Below are 25,533 nucleotides of genomic sequence, written 5' to 3'. Positions count from 1 at the left end.
GCGATGCATTGGCCTAGACCTATTGTGCGGCCTGGTCCGTGACGGTACGTTCGTGCCTGGCTGCGCAGCCTGCACGTACCGCACCACATCGCATCGTCAGGCACTCTGCCGGGCATCCCCGGCATTTTCAGGAGGACATGCCATGTACCGCCGCACAGCAGCCGCTCTCGCCACCGCCGTCACCGCCGGAACCCTCGCGCTCGGCGCCGCGGGCACGGCCGAGGCCGCCCCCGGCCCCGGCTTCTACGCCCGCAGCAACCACGCGTCGCAGACCGAGTGCGTGGCCGCCGGCCGGGCCGGCTACAACATCTGGGGCCCCGTCTTCTTCTGCGAGCCCTTCGGCCCCACCCACCCGGGCGTCATCACCCTCTGGGTCCGCTACTGACCGACCCGGCCGCCCCGGGCCGACACGGGGCCGGCCGTACGGCAGTTACGCAACACCACGCAACGCACCGCCAGCCGTCATCCACCGCCCGGTCCGAGTCCCGGGACGGTGGAGGGGGTATCGGCAGCTGATCGTGGGGCAGCGCCCCGCGGAGTTCGCAACGCACCGCATTACACCCCACCCCACCGCACCGCTTGAGTCTCCCCTCGGGGGAGACCCCAAGCTGGGGGCATGCACAGCGACACCCTCTACTCCATCGGCGAGCTGGCGCGCCGCACCGGCCTGACGGTGAAGGCGGTCCGGTTCTACTCCGACAAGGGCATCGTCCCGCCGACCGGCCGCAGCCCCGCCGGCTACCGGCTGTACGGCCCGGACGCGCTCGCCCGTCTCGCCCTGGTCCGGACGCTGCGCGAGCTCGGCCTCGGCCTGGCGACCGTACGCAGGGTGCTGGACCGGGAAGCGTCCCTCCCCGAGGTCGCGGGCGCGCACGCCGACGCCCTGGACGTACAGATCCGTTCCCTGCGCGTGCGCCAGGCGGTCCTGCGGGCCGTCGCGCAGCGCGGCACCGCCCCCATGGAGATGGACCTCATGCACCGACTCGCCACGCTTTCCCGGGCCGAACAGCACCACCTGGTGGCCGAATTCATCGAGGCCGTCTTCGCGGACGGCGAGCCCAACCCCGAGTTCGCGGGCCTGATGCGGTCCGTCATGCCGGAGCTCCCCGACGACCCTGGCCCGGAACAGGTCGCGGCCTGGGTGGAACTCGCGGAGCTCTGCCGGAGCGCGGAATTCCGCTCGGCGGTACGACGCGTCGCCGAGGACCAGGCCCGGGAGCCCTCCCCGGAAGCGGCCGCCGACCTGCACGACGGCCTCAACCGGACGATGCGCGCACGCATCGAGGAGGCCACGGCCACCGGCCTCCTTCCGGCCTCCGCCGCGGCCGTGCCGCCCGCCGACCTGCTGGGCGGCCTCTACGCCCACGCGTTCCAGGACGCGGGCGGCGGGGATCTGCGCCGTTGGCTCCTCGCCCGACTCCACCTGACCGCCGACCCGCACGTCGAGCGGTACTGGCGGCTCCTGGCGACGGTCAACGGCTGGCCCGCCTCGCCGACGCTGGCGCCCTTGCACACCTGGTTCACCACCGCCGTGCCGCGGCAGTGATCCACGGCTCGCCGATTCCCGAGGCGCGGTCACGCGCCCCCGGCGCCGGCGGTGGTCGAACGCCGCCGCCTTCCGACCAGTCGTGCGCCGAGGAACAGCGCGGCCAGCGCCGCCGCCCCGGCCGTTCCCGTGATGAGCAGACGCTCGGAGCGCTCCGCCGCCCGCAGGCGGCGGTCCTCGGGAGAACCGGGTGCCGGCCGGGACCAGGCCGGTGGGTCGTGTCTCGGCTTGGCCGCCACTCCCGTGACCTCCACCGTGAGCGGTCCCGTGCGGACCGAGCCGGGCAGTGGCTTCCCCGAGGTCCAGATCCTGCCCCGCGCGCCCTTCACCTCTCGGTCGATCCGTACGCGGAGGATGGTCCTGTCGCCACCACCGCACACCAGGACGCGCACGGTGCGGTCCCAGTCGCCGCAGTAGGTCTCCTCCGATGGGAAGTGCCCTACCGGGAGTGCGGCCGCCGATATGCCCTCGGGCAGCTCCACATGGACCCGGGCGGAGGCGTTGTTGATGTGGACGATCTCCATCGACACGTACTCGCCGACCTTCCCCCGGATCACCGGGGGCGGTTCCATGACGGCCGGACCCGGAGTGGGCCCGGTCGACAACAGCAGTCCCGCGACCGCCGCCCATCCGCTCGCATGCGCCGACATTCCGGATCAGACGCCTTCCCGGGCGTGCGGTTCGCCGGCGGAACGGGGAAGGGCGAAGCGGTGCTCGACCGCGTCGCAGAGCCCGTCCAGCGTCACGCCGTCGAAGCCGTGCGCGCCGAACGGTTCGAGCGCGGCGGGGGATTCGGAAGTCATCGGAACCCACTGTATGGGAGAAGTGAACGCCCCCTATGGGCTATCGAGGACCTCGGCGACATCGCCACAGCCCGTGCCACCGAGGCTGTGACCCTGTTCGTTCCCCACATCCTGCGTCGGCACGGCTTCGCGTCCTTCGCCGTCTCGCTCGCCCGCCGACCGGCACGCGTGCAACGGCGCCGGGCCGCTCCAGCTCCCTCACCCCGCTCACCCGCCCGAACCTCCACGAGCGCGGTCACGACGTTCTACGGTGGCAGTCAGCACCCGCCGTAGGAGGAGCCGTTGAGCGCCCAGCCCGACCAAACACCTGCCCCCGCCCCGGCCCTCGCCCCCGCCCCGTACGCGCCCGCACCAGGCGCCGCGGCCGAGCTCGTCGCCCGGCTCCGGGCCGACCGGCGTGCAGAGCAGTGGGTGCCGGCGTTCGAGCGGGACTGGGCGAAGGCGCTGGAGGACGCCCGCCACGCATTCAGCCTCACCCCGTTGCACGAGGTCGTGCGCACCTGGCAGCTGCGGGTCGCCGCGGCCCCGGACGTGGACGCCTTCATGGACTCCGGCCAGGACGACGCCGACTTCGTGGACTTGGACGACGTACTCGGCGGCCGCCCGTGAGCGGACAGCGGCCCTGGGCGGTACGGCTGTCCCCGCAGGCCGCGAAGGCCTTGGCCGAGCTTCCCGAGCCGGCCCGGGAAATGGTCCGCGACGTCCTGGACATCGCGGTGCGCTCCCCGTGGGCCTGGCCCCAGTGGAACGCAGGCGACCCGGAAGCCGAAGACATCCGCGCGGCGTCCGTCGGGCAGCTGTCCGTCGTCTACATGGCCAACCGGCTCACCCGGCGGTTGTCCGTCCTGGGCGTCGTCTGGCTCGGCTGAGGCCGCGAGGAACCCGGCCGGGCAGGGCGTCGAGGCCGTCCGCCCCATCCGCGACGGGATCAAGACCCTCGTCGAGGGCCTCATCGCCGAGATCGACGCGAAGCGGGAGGCGTAGGAGGAGCCGGTCCCGGGAAGCAGCGAACGGCAATTTCCCGACCATGATCAAAGCGCGGCATTCCGGCAGGTCAGGCCGCAAAACAGAGGTCGCACGCGCAAATTTTGGCCACACATTGTCGCGTAACAGCTGCACCGGTACGCGAAATTCTGGGCTACCTTGCCAAGCGACCCAGCCCACCCGGCACGTTCAGATACGGAAAAGGTGAAAGGGGACACCGTGCGATCCAAGTTCGTCACAGGCGCCGCTCTCGGTTTGGCCGTAGTTGGAATGACCCTGACCGCCCCCGCTGCTTCCGCCGCCTCCAGCTCGCTCAATCCGGCCACCTGTCAGAACATCTCCCGACAGACCACGGAAGGCCGACTCTCCGGAACGTTCTGCACCGACGGCGTGCTGTCCGGCGAGGTGGAGGACCTCAAGGCCGACGGACGTTGTCCGTACGCGCGATTCACCCTCAACAACGGCCTCCCCTGGGACACCCCGCGGGTCGGGCCGAAGGGGGCCAAGAAGCCTTTCTACTTCTCGGGGCTCTGGGGCAACCTGACGTACGAGGTGCGCTGGGCCTATTGCTGAACCGCCGGGCACATCCAGATGGCGTGTTGTTGCCGCCGAGAATGATCGCCTTCCATTGATCCGGCGCTTTAGTCGCGACGAGCGGCGATATCTCGCCGTTGTTCAACCCGGCCTTCGCCGGCAAATCCAGTCGACGTCTTTCCGGATTCTGCCGGATAGCGGCCACTTGCGAGGGCGAAATCCGGGGGCTGGACCAACCGCGGTCCAGCCCCCGATCCGTGTGCGATGCCGGCGTCGGCCGGTCCGCTCCCGGGCCGCTCCCGGGCCGCGACGAACCCGCCGGGCGGCGGTCAGCGCCCGCGTACGGCGGTGACCAGCCACGAGCTGCTGCGCAGCCACACCGCCCCGCCATCGCCCGTCTCGTAACGGCCGAGGGCGTCGGTCAGCATCCGGCGCGCCTGGTCCTGCCGTTGCGGGGTGACCTGGCTGAGCAGGTGGCGGCCGGGGCCGGAGTCCAGCAGGAACGCCGCGGCGTCCTGCGCGTCGGCGCCCCACTTGCCCGGCACCTCGACGCGCCGGACGTCGACGCCGGTGAACCCGCCGGCGCTGACCAGGGTGCGGATGCGGCCGGGGTCGGTGAGCGAGAACATGCCGGGGCCGCCGGCCTCGCCGAAGCCGCCGAGCGGCAGGACGGCCTCCAGGGAGGCCATCGCCTCCAGCCACTGGTTGGCCCCGGCTTCGGCCGCGCAGATGAAGGCCAGCCGCCCTCCGGGGCGCAGTGCGCGGTGGAGGTTGGCGAACGCGGCTGCGGGGTCGGCGAAGAAGGTCATGCCGTACCGGCTGATGACCGCGTCGAAACCCGCGGCGTCGAAGGCGTGGACCTGCGCGTCGCCCTGCACGAAGGAGACGTTCTCCACCCCCTCCCGCACGGCGCTCTCGCGGGCCTTCGCCAGCATCGGGCCGGACAGGTCCACCCCCAGTGCGCGGCCCCGGCCGGCGCGCCGGGCGGCGAGGCGGGTGGTGCGTCCGGCCCCGCAGCCCACGTCCAGCACGGAGTCGGTCTCCGCGACGGCCGCGGCGTCCAGGAGGGGCTGGTTGAAGCCGTCGTTGACGGCGTCCCAGCGGTCCTGGCTGCGGGCCCACTGCTCGCCCTCGTATCCGTTCCACGCCTCGGCCTGAGCGGTGTCGGCGACATGGGTCATGAGTGACTGCTCCCTTCCACCGGGGTGCGGCACGGCGCCCCGGCACCTAGTATGGGCAAGTGCCCAAACAGTATGGGCGGATGCCCATACTTGCAACGGTGTTGACGGAAGGGGCGGTTGTGTCACCTCGTGGAGTGGCGATCCCGGATCTGCGCGAGCGGTTGTTCGCGGCTGCGGAGCGGGTGGTGGCCCGTGACGGTGCGGCGGCCCTGACCAGCCGCGCGATCACCGCGGAGGCGGACTGCGGCAAGGGGGTCCTGCACACGCATTTCGCGGGCCTGGACGAGTTCGTCGCCGAGCTGGTCCTGGACCGGTTCGCGCGCAGCGCCCGCCAGGCCGAGGCGCTGGAGGCGAAGGTGGGCGAGGGCACGGTCGCCGGCAACCTCCAGGAGGTCGCCCTCGACCTGCTGGAGGCGCTGCCCGCCGCGGTGGTGGGGCTGGCGATGACCCGTCCGGCAGCCGCACGTCACACACGGGAGGGGTTCCAGTCCGGCGCGCCCGCCTTCGACGCGATCCAGCGCGCCTTCACCGCCTACCTGCGGGCCGAGCAGCGCGGCGGCCGGCTGGCCGCCGGCGCGGACACCGCCACCATCGCGCTCGCGCTGGTCGGCACGGTCCACCACCTGCTGATGACGCGCGTTCCCGGCCAGGGGCAGGACACGCAGACGACCGTGCGGCAGCTGCTGGCCGTCCTGCTCGGCGACGCCGGGCAACCGCGACCGCCGGCGTAGTCCTCGGGCCCCGCGTACGGCCGAAGGCGGCCGACCCAATGCCTCCCCGTCAGCCTGATGTTGACGGTGTGGCAGGGTGGAGGGTCGTGCGGGCCTTCGGGGCCCGTGAACGCGAGAGGGGTATGTCATGAACGAGGCCGAGCTCAGGGCGCTGTTCGCCGAGATCGACACGGACGGCGACGGGCGGATCAGCATCGTCGAACTGGCGGAGGGGTTCAAGGCCGAGGGCGCCCAGGGGCACCTCGCCGAAGAGGTCAAGAAGGCCATGGCGGCCGACGCGAACCACGACGGGGTCCTCGACTTCGAAGAGTTCCGCACCCTGCTGAAGTAGGGGAGTCCGGGCGGGCCGCCCGCACCTTCGTGACGGGGGCGGTGGACGTCAGGAGGTGCGTGGGGTCACGAGACCGGATTCGTAGGCGAGGACGACGAGCTGGCCGCGGTCGCGGGCGTGGAGCTTGGTCATGGCCCGGTTGACGTGGGTCTTCGCGGTCAGCGGGCTGATCACCATGCGGTGGGCGATCTCGTCGTTGGACAGGCCCCGTGCGACCAGCACGACGGCTTCACGCTCGCGGCCGGTCAGCCCTTCCAACGCAGGCCCCGTCGTGCCGGGTAGGGGCTGGCTGACGTACCGGTCGATGAGCTTGCGGGTGATCGAGGGCGCGAGGAGGGCCTCGCCGCGCGCGGCGACGCGTACGGCGTGCAGGAAGTCCTCCGGCACGATGTCCTTGACGAGGAATCCGGCGGCGCCGGCGCGCAGGGCGTCGAAGACGTACTCGTCCAGGCCGTAGTTGGTGAGGACGACGACGTGCACCCCGGCCAGGGCCGGGTCGGCGGCGATGCGCCGGGTCGTCTCGATGCCGTCCATGACCGGCATCTGGATGTCGACGAGGACGATGTCGGGCACGTGCGCCCTGGCGAGCTCCAGACCCTCGTTGCCGTTCGCGGCCTCGGCCACCACCTCGATGTCGTCCTCCAGGTCGAGGAGGGCGCGGAAGCCGCTCCGGATGAGCGGCTGGTCGTCGACGAGCAGGACCCGGATCACGAGGCACGCTCCACCGGGAGTTCGGCCTGGACGGTGAAGCCGCCCCCGCCGCGCGGTGCCGCCAGCAGGCGGCCTCCGAGTGCGGTGACGCGTTCCCTCATCCCGAGCAGTCCCATGCCGGGGACCAGGTCGGTGCCGGGCACGGCCTTGCCGTCGTCATCGACCCGGAGGGCGACGGCGTCCGGGCGGTAGTCGATGCGGACCGACGCCCTGGTCGCGTCCGCGTGGCGGGCGATGTTGGTGAGCGACTCCTGGACGATCCGGTAGACGGTACGGCCCACCGCGGCCGGGACGTCGTGCCGTCGCCCCTCGATCGTCAGCGTGGCCCGCAAACCCGTCCCGCCGGCCCGCTCCACCAGTTCCGGCAGGTGGTCGAGACCGTGCGGCGGAGTCGTGCCGTCGTCGCGCAGGGCCTCCAGGGTCGCGCGCAGCTCCCGGGCCGCCTCCCGGCCGGCCTCCCGGATCGCCAGCAGGGCCTCGGGCACGTCTTCGCCGCGCTTGCGGGCGACGTGGACGGCCACCTCGGACTGCACCTTGATGACCGAGATCTGGTGGGTGAGGGAATCGTGCAGCTCCCGCGCGATGTGCAGCCGCTCCTCGTCGGCCCGGCGCCGCGCGGTCTCCTCCCGGGTGCGCTCGGCCTCGTCCGCGCGCCGTTCGGCCTGCCGCAGGGCCTCACCGGCCGCCCCGGCCGCGACCAGCCAGGCGATCTCCAGGGCCCCCCGGGCCCGCGCGAACGCCTCGCCCGTGTCTTGCAGGCCCGAGGCCAGGGCCGCGAGCGGCAGCGCGGCGAGCACGGCCACGCTCACGACCACGGTGACGACGCGGTGTCCGGCCCGCACGGCCGCGTACACCGCGAACAGGAACGCGACGGCGGCCACGTCGAACCCCGCCGCCTGGTACCCCACCGCGCACAGCCCGGTGACCGCCAGCACGGCGACCGGAGCCCGGCGGCCGGCCGCCAGCACCAGGCCGCCGACCCCCAGCAGCGCGTAGCCGAGCAGGTCCAGGCCCGTGGCGGAGTGCTGCCCGGACACCCCGGTGACCAGGAGCGCCCCCGCCACACCCCCGGCGACCAGCCAGTCCCTGACACCGGCCCGGACACGGAACCATCGATTGCCCATGCGCGCACCGTATCCGGGGGCCGCCGCGTGCGGATCCCGCTCAGGGACGAGCGGCCGGCTACCACGGACGCAGTAGCCCCGCGGCGCCTGCCGCGTCCGCGGTAGCGCGAAGTGCCTGCGATTGCCGGACGACCTGCGGCAGTCCCCGCCGACATGCTCAGGGCACACCCAGTCGTGGAACCACAAGGAGCACCCGGATGCCCACTCGCCGCCTGATCGCCACAGCCACAACCACAGCCACGGCCGCAGCCGCCGTCATCGCGGGCATCGGGCTCGCCGCACCGGCGGCCGCGCACACCGCAGCCCAGTCGGCCGCCGAAACCGTCTACGGCCCGACCTTCGACCGCATCTGGGCCAGCGCGGCCGCGCTGCTCGCACTGGCCGCCGTGGTCGTCGGCAGGCTGGCCCTGACCCGTTCCGCCCGCCGCAGCGGCACCGGCGACGGGCGAAGGGAGGCCATCACGGCCCTGGCGGCCGGGCCGATCACCCTCGTCAACGGCGGCCTGGTCCTGGCCACCGCCGACGGCGGCCCCGGCACCGGCAACGGGGTGGTCGCCGGCGCCGCGGCCCTGGTACTGGGTCTGGCCGCCACGATCCTCGGCGGCCTGGCCCGGGCCCGCTCCCGCCGCACCGGCTGACCGCATCGGCTCGTCCCAGTACCGGCCGGCCGTCAGGGGAGGCTGCGCAGCCGCTGAATCTGACGGGCCATGAGCTCGGCCGGAAACTCCATGGTTTCCGCCGAGGGGGACGGCTCCAGCTGGAACTGGGCGATCACGGAGCCGATCCGCACCACCGCGACCCTGCGGATGGTGCGGATCTCCGGTACTTCGGGGTTGATGTCGCTGACGTCCGTCAAGAGCGTCAGGGTGTACGCCAAGGCCTCGTCCCCCTGGGCGGGAGCCTGCACCGCGGTGAGGGTGGCGCGGGTACCGGTGCCGTTGCCGCTGTAGACGTCGCGCCAGTGGAATTCGCGGCAGCCCTGCACGGCCTTGCGCAGCCGGTCGAACTCGCCGGCAGCCGCCGTCGGGCCGGGGTGGGCCGTGAGCGTGGTGGCTCCGGTCCAGTCCAGGTTCTCCTTGCTGTGGAAGGTCTGGACCACTGTCGCGGGCTGTGGCCCGTCCCGGTACGGGTCGGTGAGCGTGACGCAGTGGGGATCGCCGGCGGACGCGAGGGCGTGCCCCGGGTCGGGTTCGTACACCTTCTTCTCGGCGGAGCCGGCGGGCCCGATCTCCTCGTCCGGCAGGGCGGCCGCGAGCAGCTCCCGGGCGTCGACCGGGCGGGCCGCGGGCGAGCCCGGACGCGCTTCCGCTGCCGCGCGACCGTCCGGCCCCGTCGGCCCGGCGGCAGCGCAGCCCGAGGCCAGGGCCGCCACCAGCAGCAGCCCCCCGACCGCCGCGCCCCGTCTGCCGTCTGCGCTGTTCATGGTTCCCCCAGGTGGATCAGTTGCGCCCCGGATGCTACTCGGGCCCGCCGCACGCAGATCGCCAGGCCCTCCCGGGCGGCGACCTGAGCAGCCTGACCGCGAGCCGCGAGCCGCGAGCCGGCGTCACACGACGGCGTCCTCGGGCACCTCCAGCCCGCGGGCGGTGACCACGCGGGCCGTTCCGTCGGCCAGCCGGTACGACAGGCCCACCACGGCGGCCTGACCGTCCTCGACCGCCTGCGCCAGCGCGCGCGAGCGGTCCAGCAGCAGGTCCACGGTGTGCCGTATGTGCTCGGCGATGAAATCGGCGTCCTCGGTGTGCCCGGCCGCGCGGGCGGACAGCACGCTGGGAGTGACCCGCTCGATCACGTCCCGGACGTAGCCGCCCGCCGCGGTGCCGTCCTCGACGGCGGAGCGGGTGGCCGCGACCGCGCCGCACGCGTCGTGGCCGAGGACCACGACCAGCGGGGCGCCGAGCACGCTCACCCCGTACTCGATGCTGCCCAGCACCTCCGGCCCCTGGACGTGTCCGGCGGTACGGACCACGAACAGGTCGCCCAGCCCGCGGTCGAAGATGATCTCGGCGGCCAGGCGGGAGTCGGAGCAGCCGAAGAGCACCGCGAACGGGTTCTGCGCGGGCACGACCTCGGTACGGCGCGCGGCGTCCTGGTTCGGGTGCTCCGTCGAACCGGCGACGAACCGCCGGTTGCCGGCCAGCAGCGTGTCGAAGGCTTCACGAGGGGCAAGGGCCTGGGTGTCGTTCATGCGCACAGACTAGGGCCGTGCCCGGGCCACGGCTCCCTCAGGCCGGACCACGGGCGAGGGCACCGGCTGAGGTCCGCCCCACGGACTCTTCGTCCGCTCCTCACCCCGGCCCTCCGAGGTCCGTCAGACCCCACTGCTCGCGGAGCCGGCGGCGCTCACCGGGCTCCGGCAGCCCCGCCGGGCGTCGCGGGGCGGATGTCTTGACCGGCGTACGGGAGGTGACATACAGATCCGACAATCGGCCCCCCGCTGCAGTGACGTGCCCGTCGGCCAGTTCATCCGAACGGCGGCACCGCCCCGGGCGGCCGTTGCGATCATGTGGGCATGCCTGAAGCCATTCCCCTGTCCGGTCGTCTGGTGCGCCTGGAACCCATGTCACCGGCCCACACCGAGGGTCTGCTGACCGCAGCCACCGAGAACCGTGCCACGTACGGGTACACCTATGTCCCGGCCGACCGCGCGGCCGTCGACCGCTACATCGAACGCGCCCGTCTGGACGGCGAGTCCGGCCTCGCGGTCACCTATGTCCTCGTACGCGCGGACGACGGCCGGGTGGCGGGCACGAGCCGGCTCCGGGACCTGGAGTACTGGCACGCCGGGGTGTGGCCGCCGCGTCCGGGCCACGTCAACCCGGGCGGGATCCCGGACGCCGGGCAGATCGGCTCGACTTGGCTCGCGCCGTGGGCGCAGCGCACTGGCATCAACCTGGAGGCGAAGTCCCTCCTGCTGTCGCTGGCGTTCGAGGAGTGGGGCGTGCACCGGATATCGCTGCACGCCGACGCCCGCAACGAACGCTCCCGCGACGCGATCGCGGCCCTGGGCGCGGCGTTCGAAGGCGTGCGCCGGGCCCACTTCCTGGCCGCCGACGGCGGAATACGCGACTCCGCGCTGTACTCGATCGTGCGCGCGGACTGGCCCCGGGTGAAGGAAGGCCTGGCCGGCCGCCTCGCCCGGCACGCACCCGTGGACTGACCGGGTGTCCGGCAGCGGTCGCGGGTGGCGGCGCCGTCCGCAGCACCACGATCCGCGGCGGCATTCCGATCCTCAACGCGGTCGGCTCCCGGCACCCGGCACCCGGCGGGCGTGGCGGACGGGGCAGGAAGCCGCTCGTGCGCGCCTGGGAGTCGGCGTATCCGGGGCGGCCGGCCATATGGGCCTCCAGCAGGCGTCTGCCGCTGCCCTTGACGAGCAGGGACAGCGACGGCACGCTCTCCGAACGCGCGAACCCGGCCGGGATCCATGGCGCCCCTGCCCCACGATCGGCCGGGTTGCACCCTTGCCCGACCCCACTCGCCCCATATCTTCAACAGATTGTTGAAGAGAGAGGGCGCGGCATTGGGCGTCACCACCAGCACGGCAGCGCGGCTGGCGGGCGGCGGCCCGGCGCTGCAACGCCGCGAACGCCAAAGGGTCCGCCTCCACATCCCAGACGACCAGCTCGCCGTCCGCGTGCTTCAGTGTGCGGCGTGGATGGTCAGGCCCGCAGTGTCCGGGTAGTCCGCACGGTGATCCTCGGCAACGGCACCGTGGTCATCGCGGAGCGCACGGTCCGGGCCTACCGCCGCCGCACGGGTTGACACCTGCCGCCGGACCTTGCCGCCGAGGACCGGACGGGCTGTCAGCGGACCAGCTTCCGGCACTGGAGCGCGGGCGTGAATCCGTCGGGCGCCTGCAGCACCCGTATGGAGGTGCTGATCGCCGAGGCGGTCCAGGCACCGGAGGCCGGTCCGGGCTGCACGCTGAGGGGCGGCCTGTGGCCGATCAGGATCCGTCACAGTGGCCGTAGAACGTGATGACGTACTGGAGGCCGAGCGCCCCTTCAGCACTCCCGCTGAAGGGGTGAGCCGAAGAAGCGCGGCAGTTGTCACACAGGCAGTCTTGTTGTCACCCGCGAGGTGCGGCGCCGGAAGGTCGTCCTCTCAACCATTGATGGCCTCTGCGATCTGTTGGGCGGCCTGCGCGGGGGTGAGGTGCGTGGTGTCGACGACCTCGGCCTCGGCGTGCAGCCACGTGCGGGCCGCCTCGGCGTAGGGCTCAAGGTACTGGAGCCGGAACGGCGAGTCGGGGCCGAGCACGGTGTCGCCCGCGATGCGCGCGCGGAGGGTGTCCAGGTCGGCATGTAGAACGAAGTGCCGGACCGGAATACCGTGCTCGGCAAGTCCCGAGCTGATCTCGCGCCAGTACCGCTCCACGAGGATGGTCATGGGCATCACCAGGGTTCCGCCGGTGTAGTCGAGGACGCGTCGGGCGGTCTCGACCACGAGCGGTCGCCATGGCGGCCAGTGCTGGAAGTTGTCCGTCGCGGGCAATCCCGGCCTGATGTCCATGAGTGTCTCGCCGACCTTCTCGGCGTCGAACACCCGTGAGTCCGGGATCAGCTGCTGGACGAGCGCGCTGGTCGTCGTCTTGCCCACGCCGTGCGTGCCGTTGAGCCATACGATCATGGACTTGGACGCTAGCCCCTTGCGGGCCGCGGGGACAGGCAGAGTGGAAGCCCCGGGGCGTTCGCCGCGGAGGCGGTCCGCGCCGTTGTGTGGTTGGGGTGTGCTTCGTGACGGCTGTGGTGCGGCGTGAGGTTTACGAAGAGCGGACGGTGGCGGCGTGGCGGTGGACGGCGGTGGCCAGGCTGCCCCCACCCTCCGGCCCCTTCCGCCGCGTTGGGTGCGTCCGGCTTGCTTTGCGGGTTCACCCCGGCCTAATATCGTCATTGTGACGATAACCGCTCAGCGGTCCCGCTCCCTGCGGGCGTTGACTCCGGGTGCCTCGAGTCCCTCCACGGATTCAACGCGCGCAGGTACGTGGCCGGCAGTCCCGCCATTCGCCTCAATGTGCTGCCTGCGGGCGTTCCAGGCGGCTGGCGCCACGGCCATGGTCACGGCCACGGCGGCATCGACGATGACCTCAAGACGGAGAAAGTGAGCATGTTCGAAATGCCGGTAAATCCCTTCGAGCTCTCCGAAGAAGCGGTGAGCCGAATATCTGCCGATGACTCATGGGCCCCGACCGAGTCGGAGATCCCTCACGTCGATGCCAGAGTGATTCGCCAATTCCTCACCCCGGCTGAAGTGGAGGTATTCGCGGCCGAACTGGCTGCCCAGCGCTTCGTGCCGGTGGGTCTAGACGGCGTTGCCGCCAACTACGCGGAGGGAGATCCGGTCGGCCATCTCCGTGCCACGGCTGAATCCAAAACCTTGGCTGCGGAGTTCTACCGCAGGCTGCGGACATTTCTGTCGTTTGAAGTGGGACCGGACGATCCGACGGATTCAGACGGAAGGCCCTGGAAGCCGACGGCCGTCAATCCGCGTATGCGCTTCATCACGTACGAACGCGACGGACTTCTTGTCCCGCACTACGATTCGCCCTACTTCGCCCCCGACGGACGGCGAACTCTCCTGACGGTGGTCGTCTACCTGTCGTATGAGGCAGTGGGCGGAGAAACGCGGTTCATCGCCGACAAGCAGAACGATCTTCCCTTTGTGCAACGCGACTTCTCGGACTGGCCCCGGCTCGCGAAGCCTGAGGAAATATTGAGCTCTCATCGCCCCGAACCGGGCGATGCGCTCCTCTTCTGGCATCGGACGCTTCACGACTCGGCGCCGCTTCTTGAGGGCACGAAAACAATCCTCAGAACCGACGTGCTCTACGAGCCCATAGATGTCCCGTGAGCCACAGCAAGAGGTCTGTCAATCGAACGGCGTAACGGGGGGCCTTGGGGTTACTGACGGGCTGCGGAGAGGCGGCCGTCGAAGGTGACGTCGAACGATTTCAGGGTGGCGGTCTCGTTCGGGAAGCGGCCGCGGGCCTCGACCGCCCGCCGGATCCTCGCGTTCACCGATTCGATCGCGTTAGTAGTGCAGACGATGCGGCGGATTTCGGTGTCGAGCCGCAGGAATGCGGTGAACTCCTCCCAGGTGCTCTCCCACAACTTCGGCGCCGCGTCCTCGGTCGGGGCTCGTGGAGATCGTCTGGCGGGAGACTTCGGCGCCATGGACCTCGGCGCCCGAGGACGTCTCCTGTGGATCACGCTGTTGGGTGGATCAGCGCAGCGCGCGGACCGCGGGGCTGTCGGAGCTGTGTGGCAGTCTGCGTCCGTGGAAGAGCTCATAGGAACGCAGAAGCCGGTGCGCAGGATCCTCGAGCCGGCGGAGGCAATAGCCGTGCTCGAAGGCGCTGTTCCCGGGCTGGCGGCACTACGCCGGCAGGAGCCTGCCGCCTTCGACTGGCGGGCGGTCGAGGAAGAGGCCGGAAGAACTCTGCCGTCCGACTTCAAGGCGCTCGCCGAGTGGTACCCCGCCTTCGACCTGGACGACTTCCTGGGCGTCATGCTTCCTTGGCCCGGAGAGGAAGCCGAGGAAGCCGACCGCGCCGAGGCCAAGGGCACGCCCTCGCAGAGGTGGAACTTCGACTACCCGGCCGACCTGCGTCCCCCGGAGCTCGTCTCGACGAGCCTGATGCAGTGGGGCGACTCGCAGGAGGGCGACCACTTCTTCTGGAGCGTGCTCGGCGACGATCCGGAGAACTGGCCGGTCACCGTCTGCTCTCGCAACGGCCCCTGGTGGCACTACCAGGGCGGCATGGTCCAGTTTCTGGCGGAGTTCTGTGACGGAACCCTGGAGCCGTGGGCGCTCCCTCGGGTCAAGCCCGAGATCACAGGCTGGGCCGTCGCGGGAGGAGGGTGGCGGCAGACGACCTGAGCCCGACTCTTTCCGAATGCGCTGGGCGGTACCAACCAGACAAGATCCGGAAGAGCCGGAGGAGACAGCCCAGACCTCGGCCAGGTGGGTCTGGACCTCGCCGGTGGTCAGGCCTTTCGCGGACAGGGAGATGACCATCTCGTCGACACCGGTCAGGCGCCTCTGCCGCTTCTTGACGATCTTCGGCTCGAAGGAGCCTTCCCGGTCCGCGGGGCACGGATAGCTCCACCGGGCCGACGTCCGTGAGCACGGCCTTCGCGCGGGAGACCAGCTCGTCGATCAGCCGGTCGTCCACCGCCTTCGACGGCTGCGGCTCGGCGCCGGACCGGGGCCGTGGGGTGGAGCGAGGTGCACTCGGCGGCCGTGGCGGGAACGCCGGCCGCGGCGGCGGATATGACACCGGAGCAGCGAAGACCCCGCCCACCGCCGGCGGAACCGAAGGCGTCACCGTCACCTGGGCGGCCGACGACCCCAGGGGCCACCGCGAGCCAGCCAGCGCCCGGTGCCCCGGCCCCCCGGCCACCCCCGCCGCGGTCGGCCGGTGTTGTGCGCTCAGGTGCCGGAGAGGCGGAAGGGCTTGAGCCCGGCGGGCCGGGCATCCTCGCCGCGGGGGTGGCCGGCGGCCAGGGCGTAGAGGGCGGAGCAGGCGGCCGGATCGAGTGCGAGGCGGGTTTCGACGGCGGTGTCGTCGAACGCGGCGGTCTGGAAGGGGCCCAGGCCCAGCGCGGTGGCGGCGAGGGCGAAGGTCTGGCCGAGGTGGCCTGCGTTGAGGAGGCTGACCCGGTAGGCCCGGGGGTGGCGGTACTTGACCCGCATGCGTTCCCACACTGCCACGAGGAAGATCAGGAAGGCGGCTTCCGCCGTGCCCTCCTGGTCCGCGCACAGCTGTGCCGCTTCCGCATGGGTGAAGCCCTCGGCGATCAGCTCGAGGCTGTGTTCGCGGGCGTTGTAGTGGTACAGGCCGGGAGCGACGTGTTCCACGTTGGGCACGGCGAGGTAGGCCTCGATCTCCTGGCGGGAGCCCCCGGCCGGGCTGGTGCGCCGCATCAGCGCACCGTACTCGTGCCCGTCGATGAAGTCGGCGGGCCCGAAGGTGACCGCGAGCAGCGCCGCCAGGTCCGTCAGGGACACGGCCCGGTCGGTGAAGGAACGGTGGGTGCGCCGCTGGTAGAGGGCCGTCTCCAGCGGGACGCGCAACGCGGGGGCCGGCCCCCGGGGCAGCAGGATCCGCTCCGCCCGGGGGTACTCGGTGAACAGCGCGGGCCGGCCTGCTCCGGTCAGGTGTTGGCGCAGCTCCGGGGTCGCCGGTTCGAAAGGGGCGTCGCGGGTGCCGTAGTGGAAGAACGCCGCCTCCGGCGCCCACGCACTCCAGCTCTCGGCGACGTGCTCGTCCTGACGGGCGTCGTCGCTGCCCTCGGCCACCAGCAGCCCCACGTCGCAAAGGGTGTGGACCGCCTTCTCCACTGTGCCCGAGGTGAGGTGGTCGAGGGTGTCGGCGGCTTCCTGCGGGCTCGTCCAGGTCTCGAACGCGCTCAGGATTTCCGCCGACCCCGGGTGCAGGGAGACGGGCGCGCCGCGTACGTAGGCGTGGACGACGAACGATCCCTGGTGCCAGTAGCACGTCATGGCCCGCAGCCGCCGCAGCCGCATCTCATCCCCTTCACACCCTGCACGCCCATACGGGTCCGTCGGTTGGTGGGGCCGGCTCGGCGCCGGCCCCTTGAGCTCGCTACTTGCGGCCGTAGCCGCTGGTTCGGCGTTCGTCCCTCTTGACGGGGACCGGCTTGAGGTCGATCTCTCGCATGCTCTCTCCTTGCGCCGGGTGAGTGCGGACACCTCGATTCCTTCCCGTCAGCCGCCCCCGTAGGCTCCGCCCGCACACGATGACCGGATACCGCATCCTCCTGCGCGGCGGGAGCCGGGGCCGGCCGAGCGGGACGCCGGCACCTGGCAGGCCCCGGACCGGGGAGTCCGGGGCGTCGGCTGACAACTCTCCGGGCGCGCCCGACGCGTCCGTGCCGGGCGAGGCGTGGGTGGCCGACCGGTACCGCACGGGCCCGCGCCAACGGCGGGGGTCCCGGTGGCACGGCCTGCCCTCGGTCCGGACCCGTACGTGGCGCCCGCCGCCGTACCGGAGGCTGCCCGGCCGGGTCCAGTGGAAGCCGAGCATGCCGGGCAGGTAGCGGTGTTCGTCGTCGGTCAGCAGGATCGGCATGCCGCCGGTGCCTGTGCGGCACAGCGCGGTGCAGAGCACGTGGCAGGTGTCCGTCCCGCCGTACCCGTCGCGGGACATCGTGCCGACGGCCGGTGCGTCGCGCTGCCCCAGGGGTTCGACGTCCGCGCACTGGTAGCCGAGCACGGCGCGCGGGGCGCCGGCCTGGCCGGCGGGCCGTCGGTCACTTCCCCAGCCTCAAGGGCAGTCGGCTGTCGGCTCATCAGAGCGAAACGTGACCCGCCACTCGTCTACCCGTCTACCCGTCTACTCGTCGGAAGTCGCAGGCTCTGGGTCAGGCACGGTCTGGCCAACGTCAGACGGCCAACTGGGACGGAGGTGTTCGACACAGGCTGCGAAGTCGTTGCGCCGATACCGAGAGTCGCACGGCATCAGCCGGATCTGTTGGCGACTGTCAGCCCACCAGATCTCGAAATCGGCAACCGTGCCTTCTGATGGCCAGTCCTCGATCTCGCCCGGCAGCCACAGTACGTCGACAAACCCTCCGACGCTCAGGCCGATGTCAACGAAGATTCCGATCGCCCCGGGCCGGGGAACGTGCACCACAGTGCCCTCGAAGACCTGTCCGAAGCGCAGGGCCCGCCGGATCCGAGCCCACTCGGCATCTGTCACCACGGACGGATCATCGCACCGCCGTCCGAATGCTGAGTAGCCGGGGGACTCAATGGCAACTGCCCGCTGCTGCGCTCGCCTTCGCGCGGGCGACCGACCCGGCCGAAAAACGGGGTGGCACCGTCGCGCGGTCGATGCGTACCGTGATGAACGGCCCTGTTGTCGCCGATTGAGGTGGATCTTGCGCATCTGAGGTACGTGCCCCCGCTGACAGCACCGTGTCACCGCCTGTGCTGTCCTGCCACGCTCGGCTCTGCCGACGGTGGTGGTGCGGACGTGTCCTCTGCGCCTTCCCGGCCCCCTCGGCGGCCGGTCCGACCTCGTAGACATCGCGCCCCACTCCCGCCTCCCGTCGCGCACCGAGCACACACCCCCCTCACGCCGTGTCACCACAGGTGACCGATCGCTCTCGGTAGGCGACCACATGACCGCAACCCTCACCGTCAAGAACCTCGCCGCAGGCCACGGCGACCTCCCCCTGTTCACCGGCCTCGACCTCGTCGTGGCCCCGGGAGAGGTGATCGGGCTCGTCGGCGCCAACGGGGCGGGGAAGTCCACCCTGCTCCGCGTCCTCGCCGGACTCGACCAGCCGGAAGAAGGCCACACCCGTACGGCCCCGGCCGGCGCGACCATCGGATACCTGCCCCAGGAACCGGACCGGCGCGCAGGCGAGAGCCTCTCCGGCTTCCTCGCGCGCCGTACCGGTGTCACCGCGGCCCAGCACGCCCTGGACACCGCCTCCCACGCCCTGGCCGACGGCGCCGCCGGAGCGGAAGAGGCCTACGCCACGAGCCTGGAGCGCTGGCTCGTCCTGGGCGGGGCGGACCTGGACGAACGCGCCGAACACGTCGCCGGCACGCTCGGCCTCGGCATCCGCCTGGACCAGCCCATGACGTCGCTGTCCGGCGGCCAGTCCGCCCGCGCCCAGCTCGCCTCGCTGCTGCTGTCGCGCTACGACGTCTTCCTCCTGGACGAGCCCACCAACCACCTCGACCTCCCGGCCATCGAACAACTCGAGTCCGCCCTCGACTCCTACGACGGCACCCTGCTGCTCGTCTCCCACGACCGCCGGCTCCTCACGGCCGTACGCGTCACCCGCCGCCTACACCTGGAGGACGGCCGGATCACCGACGCCCTGGAGTAGCGCGAAGCCTCCGCCGAGCTGATCCGCTCCAGCCCGAGCCGGTGTGTGGCGGCCGTCGGCCCGGCTATCGGCCTCACACCGATGGCCACGGTGGCGCGGACCGAGAAGTCTGAGCTGTCACTGGTCAGCTGGGCGGGGATGGCGACCTCCCGGCCGTCGTCGGCCACCGTCACCCCGTCGTCCTTCAAAATCTGCTCGAACCCGGGCCCTCCATCGCGTGCCCTCTTTGCACGACCTCGGTGAGCGCGCGCAGCTTGTCCTCACAGGTAGCGGGCTGAGGCTCGGACGAGCCGGGTGTCGCTGGTCAGTGAAACTGGGCAGTTTTACCGATTGCCGACACCGCCCCCGCCCCGCCACCGCAGCAAGTGACGATTCACCAGACGCGGCAGGACCCAACCCAACTGTCCTGTCCCAGCGAAGGTTGAGCGGTTCTCATCGAAAATTGAGCGGGCCGGCAAGGGCGGGGCGGACAGGTCGACCCGCAGGGGGCGCCCACTGGGCGTCCCGGCATGCGACAGGCCCCGCCATGAGGCGGGGCCTGTTGCCTCGATGAGCAAGCATCCTGGCCGACAGCACCTACCGTCTGCGGCGGGCCTGACGGCCCGGTTTCAGTTCAGATGCCGGGTGAAGAACTGGGCCGCGGCGTCCCCGGCGTGCTGAGGGACGCCGGTGTGCCCGCCCATGTTTGCGTGCAGGGTCTTCTCCTTGGTGCCGAAGGCGTCGAACAGGTCCAGGGCCGCCTGCCGGTCGTTGCCTTCGTCGTCCCACTGCAGCAGGACGTGCAGCGGAATGGTGACCTGGCGGGCCTCCTCGAACGTGGCGCGCGGTACGAAGCTCCCGGCGAACAGAACGGCGGCCGAGATGCGCGGCTCGACCACCGCAAGGCGGACACCGATGGAGATCACGCCCCCGGAGTACCCGACCGGGCCGCCGATCCCGGGCAGTGCGAGGAGGGCGTCCAGGGCGGCCTGCCATTCCGGGACCGCCTTGTCGACCAGCGGGAGGATGAGGGCGTCGATGATCTCGTTGCCGACCGGCTTGCCGGCCTCCATCGCCCGGTGGAGGTCGGCGAGGGCTTGCTCGGCGGCGGGCAGGCGGGGCCGGTCGCCGCTTCCGGGGAGCTCGATGGTGGCCGTGGCGAAGCCGTCCGCCGCGGAGTGCCGGGCCCGGGCCGCCAGTCGGGGGTACGTCTTGCGCAGCCCGATGGGAGGGGGGCTGAGCAGGATCAGTGGCGCCGGAGCGGATGGGGATGCCGATGCGGGCGTCCACAGGATGCCGGGGATCTCACCGAGGGTGAATTCGCGTTCGAGGACGCCGTCGTCGAGGCGTTGCTCAGAAGTGAAGTGCATGGTCGTGCCTTTCGGGAGGCTCAGAGACGGCGCTCCCGGGCGACGACCTATCGCCCGACCGTGACCCCGGAGGGGAGCACCCATGTCGATACTGCGTTCACGGGTACCACCTCCTCGTTCTCTCGCACGGCCTCCGGAAAGGTAGCAGCGGTCGCCGTGGTCCGCCAACGGGTTTTCGCGCAGGCCCCTTGGCCGTCCCCGCGACCTGTCCGCCCCGCCCTGGTCAGCCCGCTCAACCTTCGATGAGAACCCCTCAGAGTGATTTGCAGCAGTGTTGGGTTGGCGGGGTTCGGGCACCATGGGTCGACAGTTTGTGCTGGGCCGTGTGAGCATGTGGGCATGACGATCACTGCCCGAAAGGGTTATGCCGCGTAGGCGGCCGGGCGCGTTGCGCGCCCCTCACCCGCGGCTCTTTGCTTTGGGCCGCCCTTACCGGATCGACCGCTTGTCAGTGCGGACGTCCGCTGCCGTTCACAGGCTTGAGAGACGGGCCGATGCCGAAGGTGTGTGGCCAGGGTGCGTCGAAGTGGCCCTGCACTGGTATCGACGGTTCTTGGCCCAGCCCGGCCGGTATCTAGATGTCTCGTACGCGGTGTGTCCGTGTCCTTCAGACAGGCTCGAGGACGTCACTGAGGCGAGAGACCTGCTTGAGAAGGTCCTGCCCCTCCTTCCCGCGCCTGCACGTCAGGAACTTGGGGACACGATCACGCGCCTGGACGCGGACCTGTGGCGAAGGACCCTGCCTGACCCCTTCGCCTATCGCGATTTCCGTAGGAGGGGCGGCTGGTGGCACTACAGGCTGCGAGGAGATCGCGGGTTCGGTTGAGGTGCATCATTCAGGAGTCCGTGACCAGCCTCCGGCGACAGCCTCTCGGGCGACCTCCCGGCAGCTGCTGGTTGGAATCGGCCGGTCCCCCGGTCGTTCGTCGGTTCGTTGTGCACTGCGGGCAACCGCACAAGGGGGAGGACGTGATGGAAGGTACGTTCGGTGTGCCTTCAGGGCAGGGGCAGAGCATGCGCTGGTAGCTCGGGGGGTCGGGGTGGGCGAGCTGGTTGTGGTCGGTGGGGGACCTGGAACTTCGGGTTGATGCCTCGCATGTGGGTCCTGAGGTGGTGGCCGACTTCATGGATGGTGTTCATGGCCTCCTGGGCCGGACGGGCCAAGAGCTCCTCGAATCGTGGCGCGTTCCGTCGACCCGGGCAGTGTGGGGGTCCGTACCACGATGGAGTCATGGACTCGACAACGATCACGACGGCGCAGCGGTCCGCCGCGCTCACGGCGAGGCGGGCAATACCGGGCTGAGTCTCAGGAGCGGGGCGGGGCGGGGCGGGGCTGGGCGGGGTGGGCGTTGAGGCGGGGCGTCAGGCTTGTTCGCTGTCTCCGTAGTCGCCGTTCCATCCCTGACCGTTGGTGAGGATTACGCATGCGCTGCATCCGCCGGAGATGATGCGGGGCGGTGGGGTGAGCTCTGCGGGGGTGGGTGCGGCGGCTGTGAGGGCGTCTCCGGCGCACACGACGGGGCAGCCGTGTGCGGGAGTCTTGGGGGGCAGGCCCGCCAGGGCGGCGGTCAGGAGCAGCGTGGCCGCGGCAGCGGCGCGTCCGATCAGGTTCATGCCACTGATCGTCGCAGCAGCTGCCGGCGGACGGACATGCTTCCCGGGAAGTGGCCGGACCGCCCGGGGTGAAGGCGTCCTCGGAATCCGGGAGCGGACCCTGGCGTGCAGCGGGTGAAGTGGCGTTTTCGCCGTCAACGCGGGCCGCGTGCCGGTGAAGTGCCCGCCGGGGGTTGTCGATTGGGCGGCGGAGGCGGCAGGGGCGGCCTGCTCTCCGTGCATCGAATGATCTTGCTCGGGCGGCAGGGGAACGTCTGTGGGAGCCCCGGCTCAGCGCGCGCGTACGCCGTCGATGGCGATCGCGAGCAGCAGGTCGGCCTCGGCCGGGCCGTCGATGTCCTGCTCGGTGGCCAGCGCGATGGCGCCGACGAGTTTCAGCAGCTGGGTGATGGTGATCCCGGGGCGTACGGCGTCTGCCTCCCGGGCGCGTGCCAGGAGGGTGTCTCCTGCGTTGGTGATCATGTCGTGGCAGGTCTCACCCAGTGCCGGGTCCGCGTCGCGCATCAGGGACGCCCCCAGTCCGCGGTTGGCCACGGCATGTGCGGCGACGGCGCGAAGCCAGGTGGACAGGGCGTTGCCCGGGTCGGGTTCGGCGAGCAGATCGCCGGCCTTCGCGCACAGGACCTCCACCCGGCCCTTGAAGACCGCCTCCAGGAGCGCCTGCCGGGAGGGGAAGTGGCGGTGCAGGGTGGCCGAGCCGACCCCGGCGCGGCGGGCGACCTCTTCCAGGGAGGCATCGGCGCCGTGCTCGGAGATCAGGGCTCCGGCGGCGGCCACGATCTTCTCGACGTTGCGGCGGGCGTCGGCGCGCATCGGCCGGCGCGGCGGGGTGGCGGCGTCGGTGGGCACGGGCACTCCTGACGGCTTGATAAGTGGGGTGGTCCTCCATATCGTAGCGAACAAGAAACGGGGGCCCACCCCACTTATGCGGCGGGCCCCCTTCCGCACGGACACGATGAGGAAGCACGTGGAACTGACGCAGAAGACCGTCGTGGTGGCGGGAGCGACCGGCATGCAGGGCAGGGCAGTGACGCATCACCTGCTCCGCGACGGCTGGCAGGTGCGCGCACTGACGCGCGACCCGCACGGAGCTCAGGCCATGGCGCTGGCGCAGGCGGGAGCGCAGGTGGTGCGGGCGCGGATGGAGGACGTCGACTCCCTGACCGCCGCGGCCGAGGGCGCCTGGGGCCTGTTCAGTGTCCAGCCCACCGTCGGCTCGCCCGGTACCGCGCCGGACTTCGCCGCCGAGGACGAGGTCCGCTGGGGCGTGAACGTCGCCGAGGCCGCACACGCCGCCGGCATCGGACACTTCGTCTTCACCTCGGTCGCCGAAGCGGACCGGCACCTCGAGGAGAAGCTGCCGGTGAACCTGGTCAGCAAGTGGCACATCGAGCAGCACATCGCCGCCCTCGGCCTGCCCGCGACGATCCTGAGGCCGGTTTCGTTCATGGAGAACTTCACCGGCGCATACGCGCTGCGGAACGGAAACCTGTCCACGGGCCTCGCGCCGGAAGTCCCGCAGCAGATCATGGCCGTCGACGATGTGGGCGCCGTCGCCGCGCTGGCGTTCTCCCGGCCGACGGAGTGGATCGGCCGGGAGGTCACGCTGGCGGGCGACGAACTCACGCCGGTCCAGATCGCCGAGGCCATCGGCAGGGCGCTCGGCAGACCGCTGCCCTACGTGCAGATCCCGATCGAGGCGATCCGGTCCCTGAGCGAAGACTTCGCCTACGCCAACGAGTGGCTCAACACCCTCGGCTACCGCGCGGACATCCCCGCCACCCGCACCATCCACCCCGCCGCCATGGACTTCGGCACCTGGCTGGAGCGCACCGGCGCGTCCCGGATCGCCGCCTTCCTCGACTCCGTGCGCACCGCAGGGCAGGACGCGTGAGCGCCCGCCCCCACGGCCCCGGACGCATCGGGGTCTGGGCCGGGGGGACTCGCTCAGGGCCTTGGTGAAGGAGCCGAGCATCGGGCGCAGGCGGTCTTTGCCGAGCGGGACAAGGCCGTCGGTGTGGGCACCGCCCCGTCACGGTGATGCAGCGGTGCAGGTCGGCCCGTCTGGCGTCGGTGACCATGCGGTGGCAGGCGTCGCCGAAGGCGGCTTGTCGTAGTGCCGGCCCCACTGGGGGTTCGGAGCTCTTGGGGCAGCCGGCGACGACGAGTCCGCCGTTCCAGTGGTCGGGCAGTCGGACGACGAACTGGCCGTCGTGCTTCCAGCCGTGGTCGACGTTCGTGTTGGTGGTGGGGACGTCGGGGAAGCTGCGGGGACCGTGCGTGTGCACGGACATCCGAGGAGGCCCCATGCCCTGGCTGCGGGGTGCAGGCGGGAGACCCCGCCCTCACCCTTGAAGGCAGGCCGTCGCGCGAGCTGTGCGTCAGGGATCAGAAGCGGTGGACCGGGGCGGTGCCGTCCGTCCAGTGCCAGTTGACGGGCGCGTGCTGCCGCTTCAGCGCGTTGCGCCCGGGGCCGTAGCCCTTCAGGGCGGCCCGCACCGCGTCCTCCAGACCGCCGAGGTCCTCCGGCACCGGCACCCGGAGCAGCAGGTGCTGCTTCTGGTGCACGAGGAGCAGCTCGCCGGCGGGGGAGCAGCCCATCAGGAGGAAGTGGGTGAGCGCCTTGAACGGCGCGTCCGCGGTGGGGATCCGAGAACGCATCTGCCCCTCGGCGTTCCACGCGTACAGGCCGTAACGGTTCAGATGGAAGGCCCGCGCTCGGTACGGATCGCCGACGACCCTCCAGTAGAACCCGGTGAACGGGCTGTCCTCGTACGGGTGCATTCCGTCAAGCTTCCCGCGTCGCGTGCCCTGCCCGTCGAGCAGCAGGAACGAGAACACCTGGCCGCGGCTGCCCGACCGGTAGGTCTTCCCGAAGACGGGGACGACGAACAGGTCGTCGCCCATCGCCGCAGGGCGGCCCATGCTGCAGCCCGTGTAGTCGTAGCGGGTCCGGTCGTCCGTGGACACCATCTCGGTGAGTGAAGGGGAGGGCCGGTTCGTCCCGACGACGGGGGCGCCGTCGTAGACGACGTGCGGGTACCGGTCGGCCTCCGTCTGGCGGTCGGATCGCGCGTCGTGCGTCGCGATGGCCCGCAGGGTGGCCTTCGATCCGGGGCCGAGCGTGCTGCCCGGCTCGGAGAGCGCGACGAGGTTGGGCACCTGCCCGGCCCAGTTGCTCACCCCGTACTCGGCCACCGCGCACAGCAGCCGGCCGGACGGCGTGACGTCGACCGACATGGCGTACGGATCGCCCGCCCGTTCCTTCTCATCCTCCCAGCCCCAGGGCGACTGCCAGGACTCCACGAGCCGGCTCAGGTCGGCGGAGAACAGGTGGGTGTTCCCCGGCTTGGAACTGACCGCCACCATCCCGTCCGGGAGGACGGCCAGGTTGAATTCCGATCCCCGAGCGAGCCCGTTCGGGACGTTGCCCCGTGTGCTCCCGCCGTACAGGGCCGTGGCGGTGGGGGTCCCGTCCGGGCCGTACCGGGTGATCACGTGGTACGTGAAGTCCATCTGGAGAGGGTCGCCGGACGCGGTGCCCCGAGCCCGGTAGCGAACCGCCCCGGACAGCGCGTACGTCTCTCCGGCCGCGTTCGCGGCGACGTCGTACGTCGTGAACGCCCACCCCTCGGAGTGCTTGGCGGTCAGGTCGACGCGGTGCTCGCCCACGACGGCGGCGGGCAGGGTCAGGGGAAGGAGCGCATTCATGATCACCATCCTCCTCCGGGCCACTGACAGCGGTACGGAGGGG

Annotated in this window: 27 protein-coding genes and 3 pseudogenes; 13 read left to right on the top strand and 17 right to left on the bottom strand. The window is 71.4% G+C overall.

What is annotated here, in order from left to right:
- Positions 1-142 precede the first annotated feature (142 nt).
- Both AC07A6_RS14210 and AC07A6_RS14205 read left to right on the top strand, forming a co-directional pair.
- Positions 143-385 (top strand): hypothetical protein, encoded by a 243-nt coding sequence (locus AC07A6_RS14210; protein ID WP_362459821.1) that lies wholly within the window; start codon positions 143-145, stop codon positions 383-385.
- 231 nt (positions 386-616) lie between these two features.
- Positions 617-1,546 (top strand): MerR family transcriptional regulator, encoded by a 930-nt coding sequence (locus AC07A6_RS14205; protein WP_478777271.1) that lies wholly within the window; start codon positions 617-619, stop codon positions 1,544-1,546.
- Between the two features lie 29 nt (positions 1,547-1,575).
- Here AC07A6_RS14205 and AC07A6_RS14200 read toward each other — a convergent pair whose 3' ends face one another.
- Both AC07A6_RS14200 and AC07A6_RS14195 read right to left on the bottom strand, forming a co-directional pair.
- A complete protein-coding gene (locus AC07A6_RS14200; protein ID WP_478777270.1) occupies positions 1,576-2,196 on the bottom strand; it encodes a hypothetical protein in 621 nt (206 codons plus the stop codon).
- 6 nt (positions 2,197-2,202) lie between these two features.
- On the bottom strand, positions 2,203-2,349 hold the full coding sequence (locus AC07A6_RS14195) for a hypothetical protein (RefSeq protein ID WP_386271142.1): 147 nt from the start codon (positions 2,347-2,349) through the stop codon (positions 2,203-2,205).
- A 282-nt stretch (positions 2,350-2,631) separates the two neighbouring features.
- Here AC07A6_RS14195 and AC07A6_RS14190 point away from each other — a divergent pair, with 282 nt between their 5' ends.
- From AC07A6_RS14190 to AC07A6_RS14180, 3 genes are all read left to right on the top strand, one after another.
- Positions 2,632-2,958 (top strand): DUF6247 family protein, encoded by a 327-nt coding sequence (locus AC07A6_RS14190; RefSeq protein WP_362459810.1) that lies wholly within the window; start codon positions 2,632-2,634, stop codon positions 2,956-2,958.
- Complete coding sequence (locus AC07A6_RS14185) at positions 2,955-3,218, top strand: hypothetical protein (RefSeq protein WP_478777269.1); 264 nt, start codon at positions 2,955-2,957, stop codon at positions 3,216-3,218. Before AC07A6_RS14190 ends, AC07A6_RS14185 begins: the two co-directional genes overlap by 4 nt.
- A gap of 385 nt (positions 3,219-3,603) precedes the next feature.
- Positions 3,604-3,906 carry a hypothetical protein gene (locus AC07A6_RS14180; protein WP_478777268.1) on the top strand — a complete coding sequence of 101 codons (303 nt, stop codon included), beginning with the start codon at positions 3,604-3,606 and terminating at the stop codon, positions 3,904-3,906.
- Positions 3,907-4,196: 290 nt separating this feature from the next.
- Here AC07A6_RS14180 and AC07A6_RS14175 read toward each other — a convergent pair whose 3' ends face one another.
- Positions 4,197-5,048 (bottom strand): class I SAM-dependent methyltransferase, encoded by an 852-nt coding sequence (locus AC07A6_RS14175; protein WP_478777267.1) that lies wholly within the window; start codon positions 5,046-5,048, stop codon positions 4,197-4,199.
- Between the two features lie 119 nt (positions 5,049-5,167).
- Here AC07A6_RS14175 and AC07A6_RS14170 point away from each other — a divergent pair, with 119 nt between their 5' ends.
- Both AC07A6_RS14170 and AC07A6_RS14165 read left to right on the top strand, forming a co-directional pair.
- Positions 5,168-5,779 carry a TetR family transcriptional regulator gene (locus AC07A6_RS14170; protein WP_478777266.1) on the top strand — a complete coding sequence of 204 codons (612 nt, stop codon included), beginning with the start codon at positions 5,168-5,170 and terminating at the stop codon, positions 5,777-5,779.
- A gap of 127 nt (positions 5,780-5,906) precedes the next feature.
- Entirely contained in the window at positions 5,907-6,110 is a 204-nt protein-coding gene (locus AC07A6_RS14165) for an EF-hand domain-containing protein (RefSeq protein ID WP_362459796.1), read from the top strand.
- 48 nt (positions 6,111-6,158) lie between these two features.
- On the opposite strand, the gene AC07A6_RS14160 is transcribed toward AC07A6_RS14165, so the two are convergent.
- Positions 6,159-6,821: a response regulator gene (locus AC07A6_RS14160; RefSeq protein WP_478777265.1), complete on the bottom strand. Its 663-nt coding sequence runs from the start codon at positions 6,819-6,821 to the stop codon at positions 6,159-6,161.
- Positions 6,818-7,945 (bottom strand): sensor histidine kinase, encoded by a 1,128-nt coding sequence (locus AC07A6_RS14155; protein ID WP_478777264.1) that lies wholly within the window; start codon positions 7,943-7,945, stop codon positions 6,818-6,820. Before AC07A6_RS14155 ends, AC07A6_RS14160 begins: the two co-directional genes overlap by 4 nt.
- A 197-nt stretch (positions 7,946-8,142) precedes the next feature.
- Here AC07A6_RS14155 and AC07A6_RS14150 point away from each other — a divergent pair, with 197 nt between their 5' ends.
- On the top strand, positions 8,143-8,583 hold the full coding sequence (locus AC07A6_RS14150) for a DUF6223 family protein (RefSeq protein WP_362459788.1): 441 nt from the start codon (positions 8,143-8,145) through the stop codon (positions 8,581-8,583).
- Between the two features lie 32 nt (positions 8,584-8,615).
- Here the strand turns inward: AC07A6_RS14150 and AC07A6_RS14145 are convergent, their stop codons facing one another.
- Together AC07A6_RS14145 and AC07A6_RS14140 are read right to left on the bottom strand one after the other, a co-directional pair.
- Positions 8,616-9,368, bottom strand: coding sequence for a hypothetical protein (locus AC07A6_RS14145; protein ID WP_478777263.1), 753 nt, complete (start codon positions 9,366-9,368; stop codon positions 8,616-8,618).
- Positions 9,369-9,491: 123 nt separating this feature from the next.
- Positions 9,492-10,133: a carbonic anhydrase gene (locus AC07A6_RS14140; protein WP_478777262.1), complete on the bottom strand. Its 642-nt coding sequence runs from the start codon at positions 10,131-10,133 to the stop codon at positions 9,492-9,494.
- A gap of 324 nt (positions 10,134-10,457) precedes the next feature.
- On the opposite strand from AC07A6_RS14140, the gene AC07A6_RS14135 reads away from it, so the two are divergent.
- The gene (locus tag AC07A6_RS14135) at positions 10,458-11,105 is read left to right on the top strand and encodes a GNAT family N-acetyltransferase (protein WP_478777261.1); all 648 of its coding nucleotides are present in this window, start codon (positions 10,458-10,460) and stop codon (positions 11,103-11,105) included.
- 947 nt (positions 11,106-12,052) lie between these two features.
- Here the strand turns inward: AC07A6_RS14135 and AC07A6_RS14130 are convergent.
- Complete coding sequence (locus tag AC07A6_RS14130; RefSeq protein WP_478777260.1) at positions 12,053-12,577, bottom strand: AAA family ATPase; 525 nt, start codon at positions 12,575-12,577, stop codon at positions 12,053-12,055.
- A gap of 354 nt (positions 12,578-12,931) precedes the next feature.
- On the opposite strand from AC07A6_RS14130, the gene AC07A6_RS14125 reads away from it, so the two are divergent.
- Positions 12,932-13,798: a 2OG-Fe(II) oxygenase gene (locus AC07A6_RS14125; RefSeq protein ID WP_478777259.1), complete on the top strand. Its 867-nt coding sequence runs from the start codon at positions 12,932-12,934 to the stop codon at positions 13,796-13,798.
- 50 nt (positions 13,799-13,848) lie between these two features.
- Here the strand turns inward: AC07A6_RS14125 and AC07A6_RS14120 are convergent.
- Positions 13,849-14,070 (bottom strand): annotated as a pseudogene (locus AC07A6_RS14120) (transposase); the annotation flags it as partial.
- A gap of 154 nt (positions 14,071-14,224) precedes the next feature.
- On the opposite strand from AC07A6_RS14120, the gene AC07A6_RS14115 reads away from it, so the two are divergent.
- Positions 14,225-14,827, top strand: a complete 603-nt coding sequence (locus AC07A6_RS14115; protein ID WP_478777258.1) for a hypothetical protein — start codon at positions 14,225-14,227, stop codon at positions 14,825-14,827.
- Positions 14,828-14,887: 60 nt separating this feature from the next.
- On the opposite strand, the pseudogene AC07A6_RS14110 reads toward AC07A6_RS14115, so the two are convergent.
- The 4 genes and pseudogenes from AC07A6_RS14110 to AC07A6_RS14095 form a co-directional block, all read right to left on the bottom strand.
- Positions 14,888-15,089: pseudogene (locus tag AC07A6_RS14110) on the bottom strand (transposase); the annotation flags it as partial.
- A gap of 290 nt (positions 15,090-15,379) precedes the next feature.
- Positions 15,380-16,477 carry a SagB/ThcOx family dehydrogenase gene (locus tag AC07A6_RS14105; protein ID WP_478777257.1) on the bottom strand — a complete coding sequence of 366 codons (1,098 nt, stop codon included), beginning with the start codon at positions 16,475-16,477 and terminating at the stop codon, positions 15,380-15,382.
- Positions 16,478-16,556: 79 nt separating this feature from the next.
- Positions 16,557-17,186 carry a hypothetical protein gene (locus AC07A6_RS14100; protein WP_478777256.1) on the bottom strand — a complete coding sequence of 210 codons (630 nt, stop codon included), beginning with the start codon at positions 17,184-17,186 and terminating at the stop codon, positions 16,557-16,559.
- A gap of 120 nt (positions 17,187-17,306) precedes the next feature.
- Positions 17,307-17,675: a hypothetical protein gene (locus AC07A6_RS14095; protein ID WP_478777255.1), complete on the bottom strand. Its 369-nt coding sequence runs from the start codon at positions 17,673-17,675 to the stop codon at positions 17,307-17,309.
- Between the two features lie 421 nt (positions 17,676-18,096).
- Between AC07A6_RS14095 and AC07A6_RS14090 the strand changes: the two are divergent.
- Positions 18,097-18,786: pseudogene (locus tag AC07A6_RS14090) on the top strand (ATP-binding cassette domain-containing protein); the annotation flags it as partial.
- A 638-nt stretch (positions 18,787-19,424) separates the two neighbouring features.
- Here the strand turns inward: AC07A6_RS14090 and AC07A6_RS14085 are convergent.
- The 3 genes from AC07A6_RS14085 to AC07A6_RS14075 form a co-directional block, all read right to left on the bottom strand.
- Positions 19,425-20,165: a dienelactone hydrolase family protein gene (locus AC07A6_RS14085; RefSeq protein ID WP_478777254.1), complete on the bottom strand. Its 741-nt coding sequence runs from the start codon at positions 20,163-20,165 to the stop codon at positions 19,425-19,427.
- A 1,362-nt stretch (positions 20,166-21,527) separates the two neighbouring features.
- Positions 21,528-21,779, bottom strand: a complete 252-nt coding sequence (locus AC07A6_RS14080) for a hypothetical protein (protein ID WP_478777253.1) — start codon at positions 21,777-21,779, stop codon at positions 21,528-21,530.
- A 270-nt stretch (positions 21,780-22,049) separates the two neighbouring features.
- A complete protein-coding gene (locus tag AC07A6_RS14075; RefSeq protein WP_478777252.1) occupies positions 22,050-22,628 on the bottom strand; it encodes a TetR/AcrR family transcriptional regulator in 579 nt (192 codons plus the stop codon).
- Between the two features lie 118 nt (positions 22,629-22,746).
- On the opposite strand from AC07A6_RS14075, the gene AC07A6_RS14070 reads away from it, so the two are divergent.
- Positions 22,747-23,673: an NmrA/HSCARG family protein gene (locus AC07A6_RS14070; RefSeq protein WP_478777251.1), complete on the top strand. Its 927-nt coding sequence runs from the start codon at positions 22,747-22,749 to the stop codon at positions 23,671-23,673.
- Positions 23,674-24,167: 494 nt separating this feature from the next.
- Here AC07A6_RS14070 and AC07A6_RS14065 read toward each other — a convergent pair whose 3' ends face one another.
- Positions 24,168-25,490: a hypothetical protein gene (locus tag AC07A6_RS14065; protein WP_478777250.1), complete on the bottom strand. Its 1,323-nt coding sequence runs from the start codon at positions 25,488-25,490 to the stop codon at positions 24,168-24,170.
- Positions 25,491-25,533: the final 43 nt, after the last annotated feature.

The sequence above is a fragment of the Streptomyces sp. NPDC044002 genome (genome assembly GCF_056434525.1).
This window is presented reverse-complemented; position numbering and strand designations above follow the sequence as displayed.

What these genes read in the sequence shown, in the direction of transcription:
- AC07A6_RS14210 (WP_362459821.1), top strand. Translation starts at nt 143, where the DNA reads ATGTACCGCCGCACAGCAGCCGCTCTCGCCACCGCCGTCACCGCCGGA.
- AC07A6_RS14205 (WP_478777271.1), top strand. Translation starts at nt 617, where the DNA reads ATGCACAGCGACACCCTCTACTCCATCGGCGAGCTGGCGCGCCGCACC.
- AC07A6_RS14200 (WP_478777270.1), bottom strand. Translation starts at nt 2,196, where the DNA reads ATGTCGGCGCATGCGAGCGGATGGGCGGCGGTCGCGGGACTGCTGTTG.
- AC07A6_RS14195 (WP_386271142.1), bottom strand. Translation starts at nt 2,349, where the DNA reads ATGACTTCCGAATCCCCCGCCGCGCTCGAACCGTTCGGCGCGCACGGC.
- AC07A6_RS14180 (WP_478777268.1), top strand. Translation starts at nt 3,604, where the DNA reads ATGACCCTGACCGCCCCCGCTGCTTCCGCCGCCTCCAGCTCGCTCAAT.
- AC07A6_RS14175 (WP_478777267.1), bottom strand. Translation starts at nt 5,048, where the DNA reads ATGACCCATGTCGCCGACACCGCTCAGGCCGAGGCGTGGAACGGATAC.
- AC07A6_RS14165 (WP_362459796.1), top strand. Translation starts at nt 5,907, where the DNA reads ATGAACGAGGCCGAGCTCAGGGCGCTGTTCGCCGAGATCGACACGGAC.
- AC07A6_RS14155 (WP_478777264.1), bottom strand. Translation starts at nt 7,945, where the DNA reads ATGGGCAATCGATGGTTCCGTGTCCGGGCCGGTGTCAGGGACTGGCTG.
- AC07A6_RS14150 (WP_362459788.1), top strand. Translation starts at nt 8,143, where the DNA reads ATGCCCACTCGCCGCCTGATCGCCACAGCCACAACCACAGCCACGGCC.
- AC07A6_RS14145 (WP_478777263.1), bottom strand. Translation starts at nt 9,368, where the DNA reads ATGAACAGCGCAGACGGCAGACGGGGCGCGGCGGTCGGGGGGCTGCTG.
- AC07A6_RS14140 (WP_478777262.1), bottom strand. Translation starts at nt 10,133, where the DNA reads ATGAACGACACCCAGGCCCTTGCCCCTCGTGAAGCCTTCGACACGCTG.
- AC07A6_RS14135 (WP_478777261.1), top strand. Translation starts at nt 10,458, where the DNA reads ATGCCTGAAGCCATTCCCCTGTCCGGTCGTCTGGTGCGCCTGGAACCC.
- AC07A6_RS14130 (WP_478777260.1), bottom strand. Translation starts at nt 12,577, where the DNA reads ATGATCGTATGGCTCAACGGCACGCACGGCGTGGGCAAGACGACGACC.
- AC07A6_RS14105 (WP_478777257.1), bottom strand. Translation starts at nt 16,477, where the DNA reads ATGCGGCTGCGGCGGCTGCGGGCCATGACGTGCTACTGGCACCAGGGA.
- AC07A6_RS14085 (WP_478777254.1), bottom strand. Translation starts at nt 20,165, where the DNA reads ATGCACTTCACTTCTGAGCAACGCCTCGACGACGGCGTCCTCGAACGC.
- AC07A6_RS14080 (WP_478777253.1), bottom strand. Translation starts at nt 21,779, where the DNA reads ATGAACCTGATCGGACGCGCCGCTGCCGCGGCCACGCTGCTCCTGACC.
- AC07A6_RS14065 (WP_478777250.1), bottom strand. Translation starts at nt 25,490, where the DNA reads ATGAATGCGCTCCTTCCCCTGACCCTGCCCGCCGCCGTCGTGGGCGAG.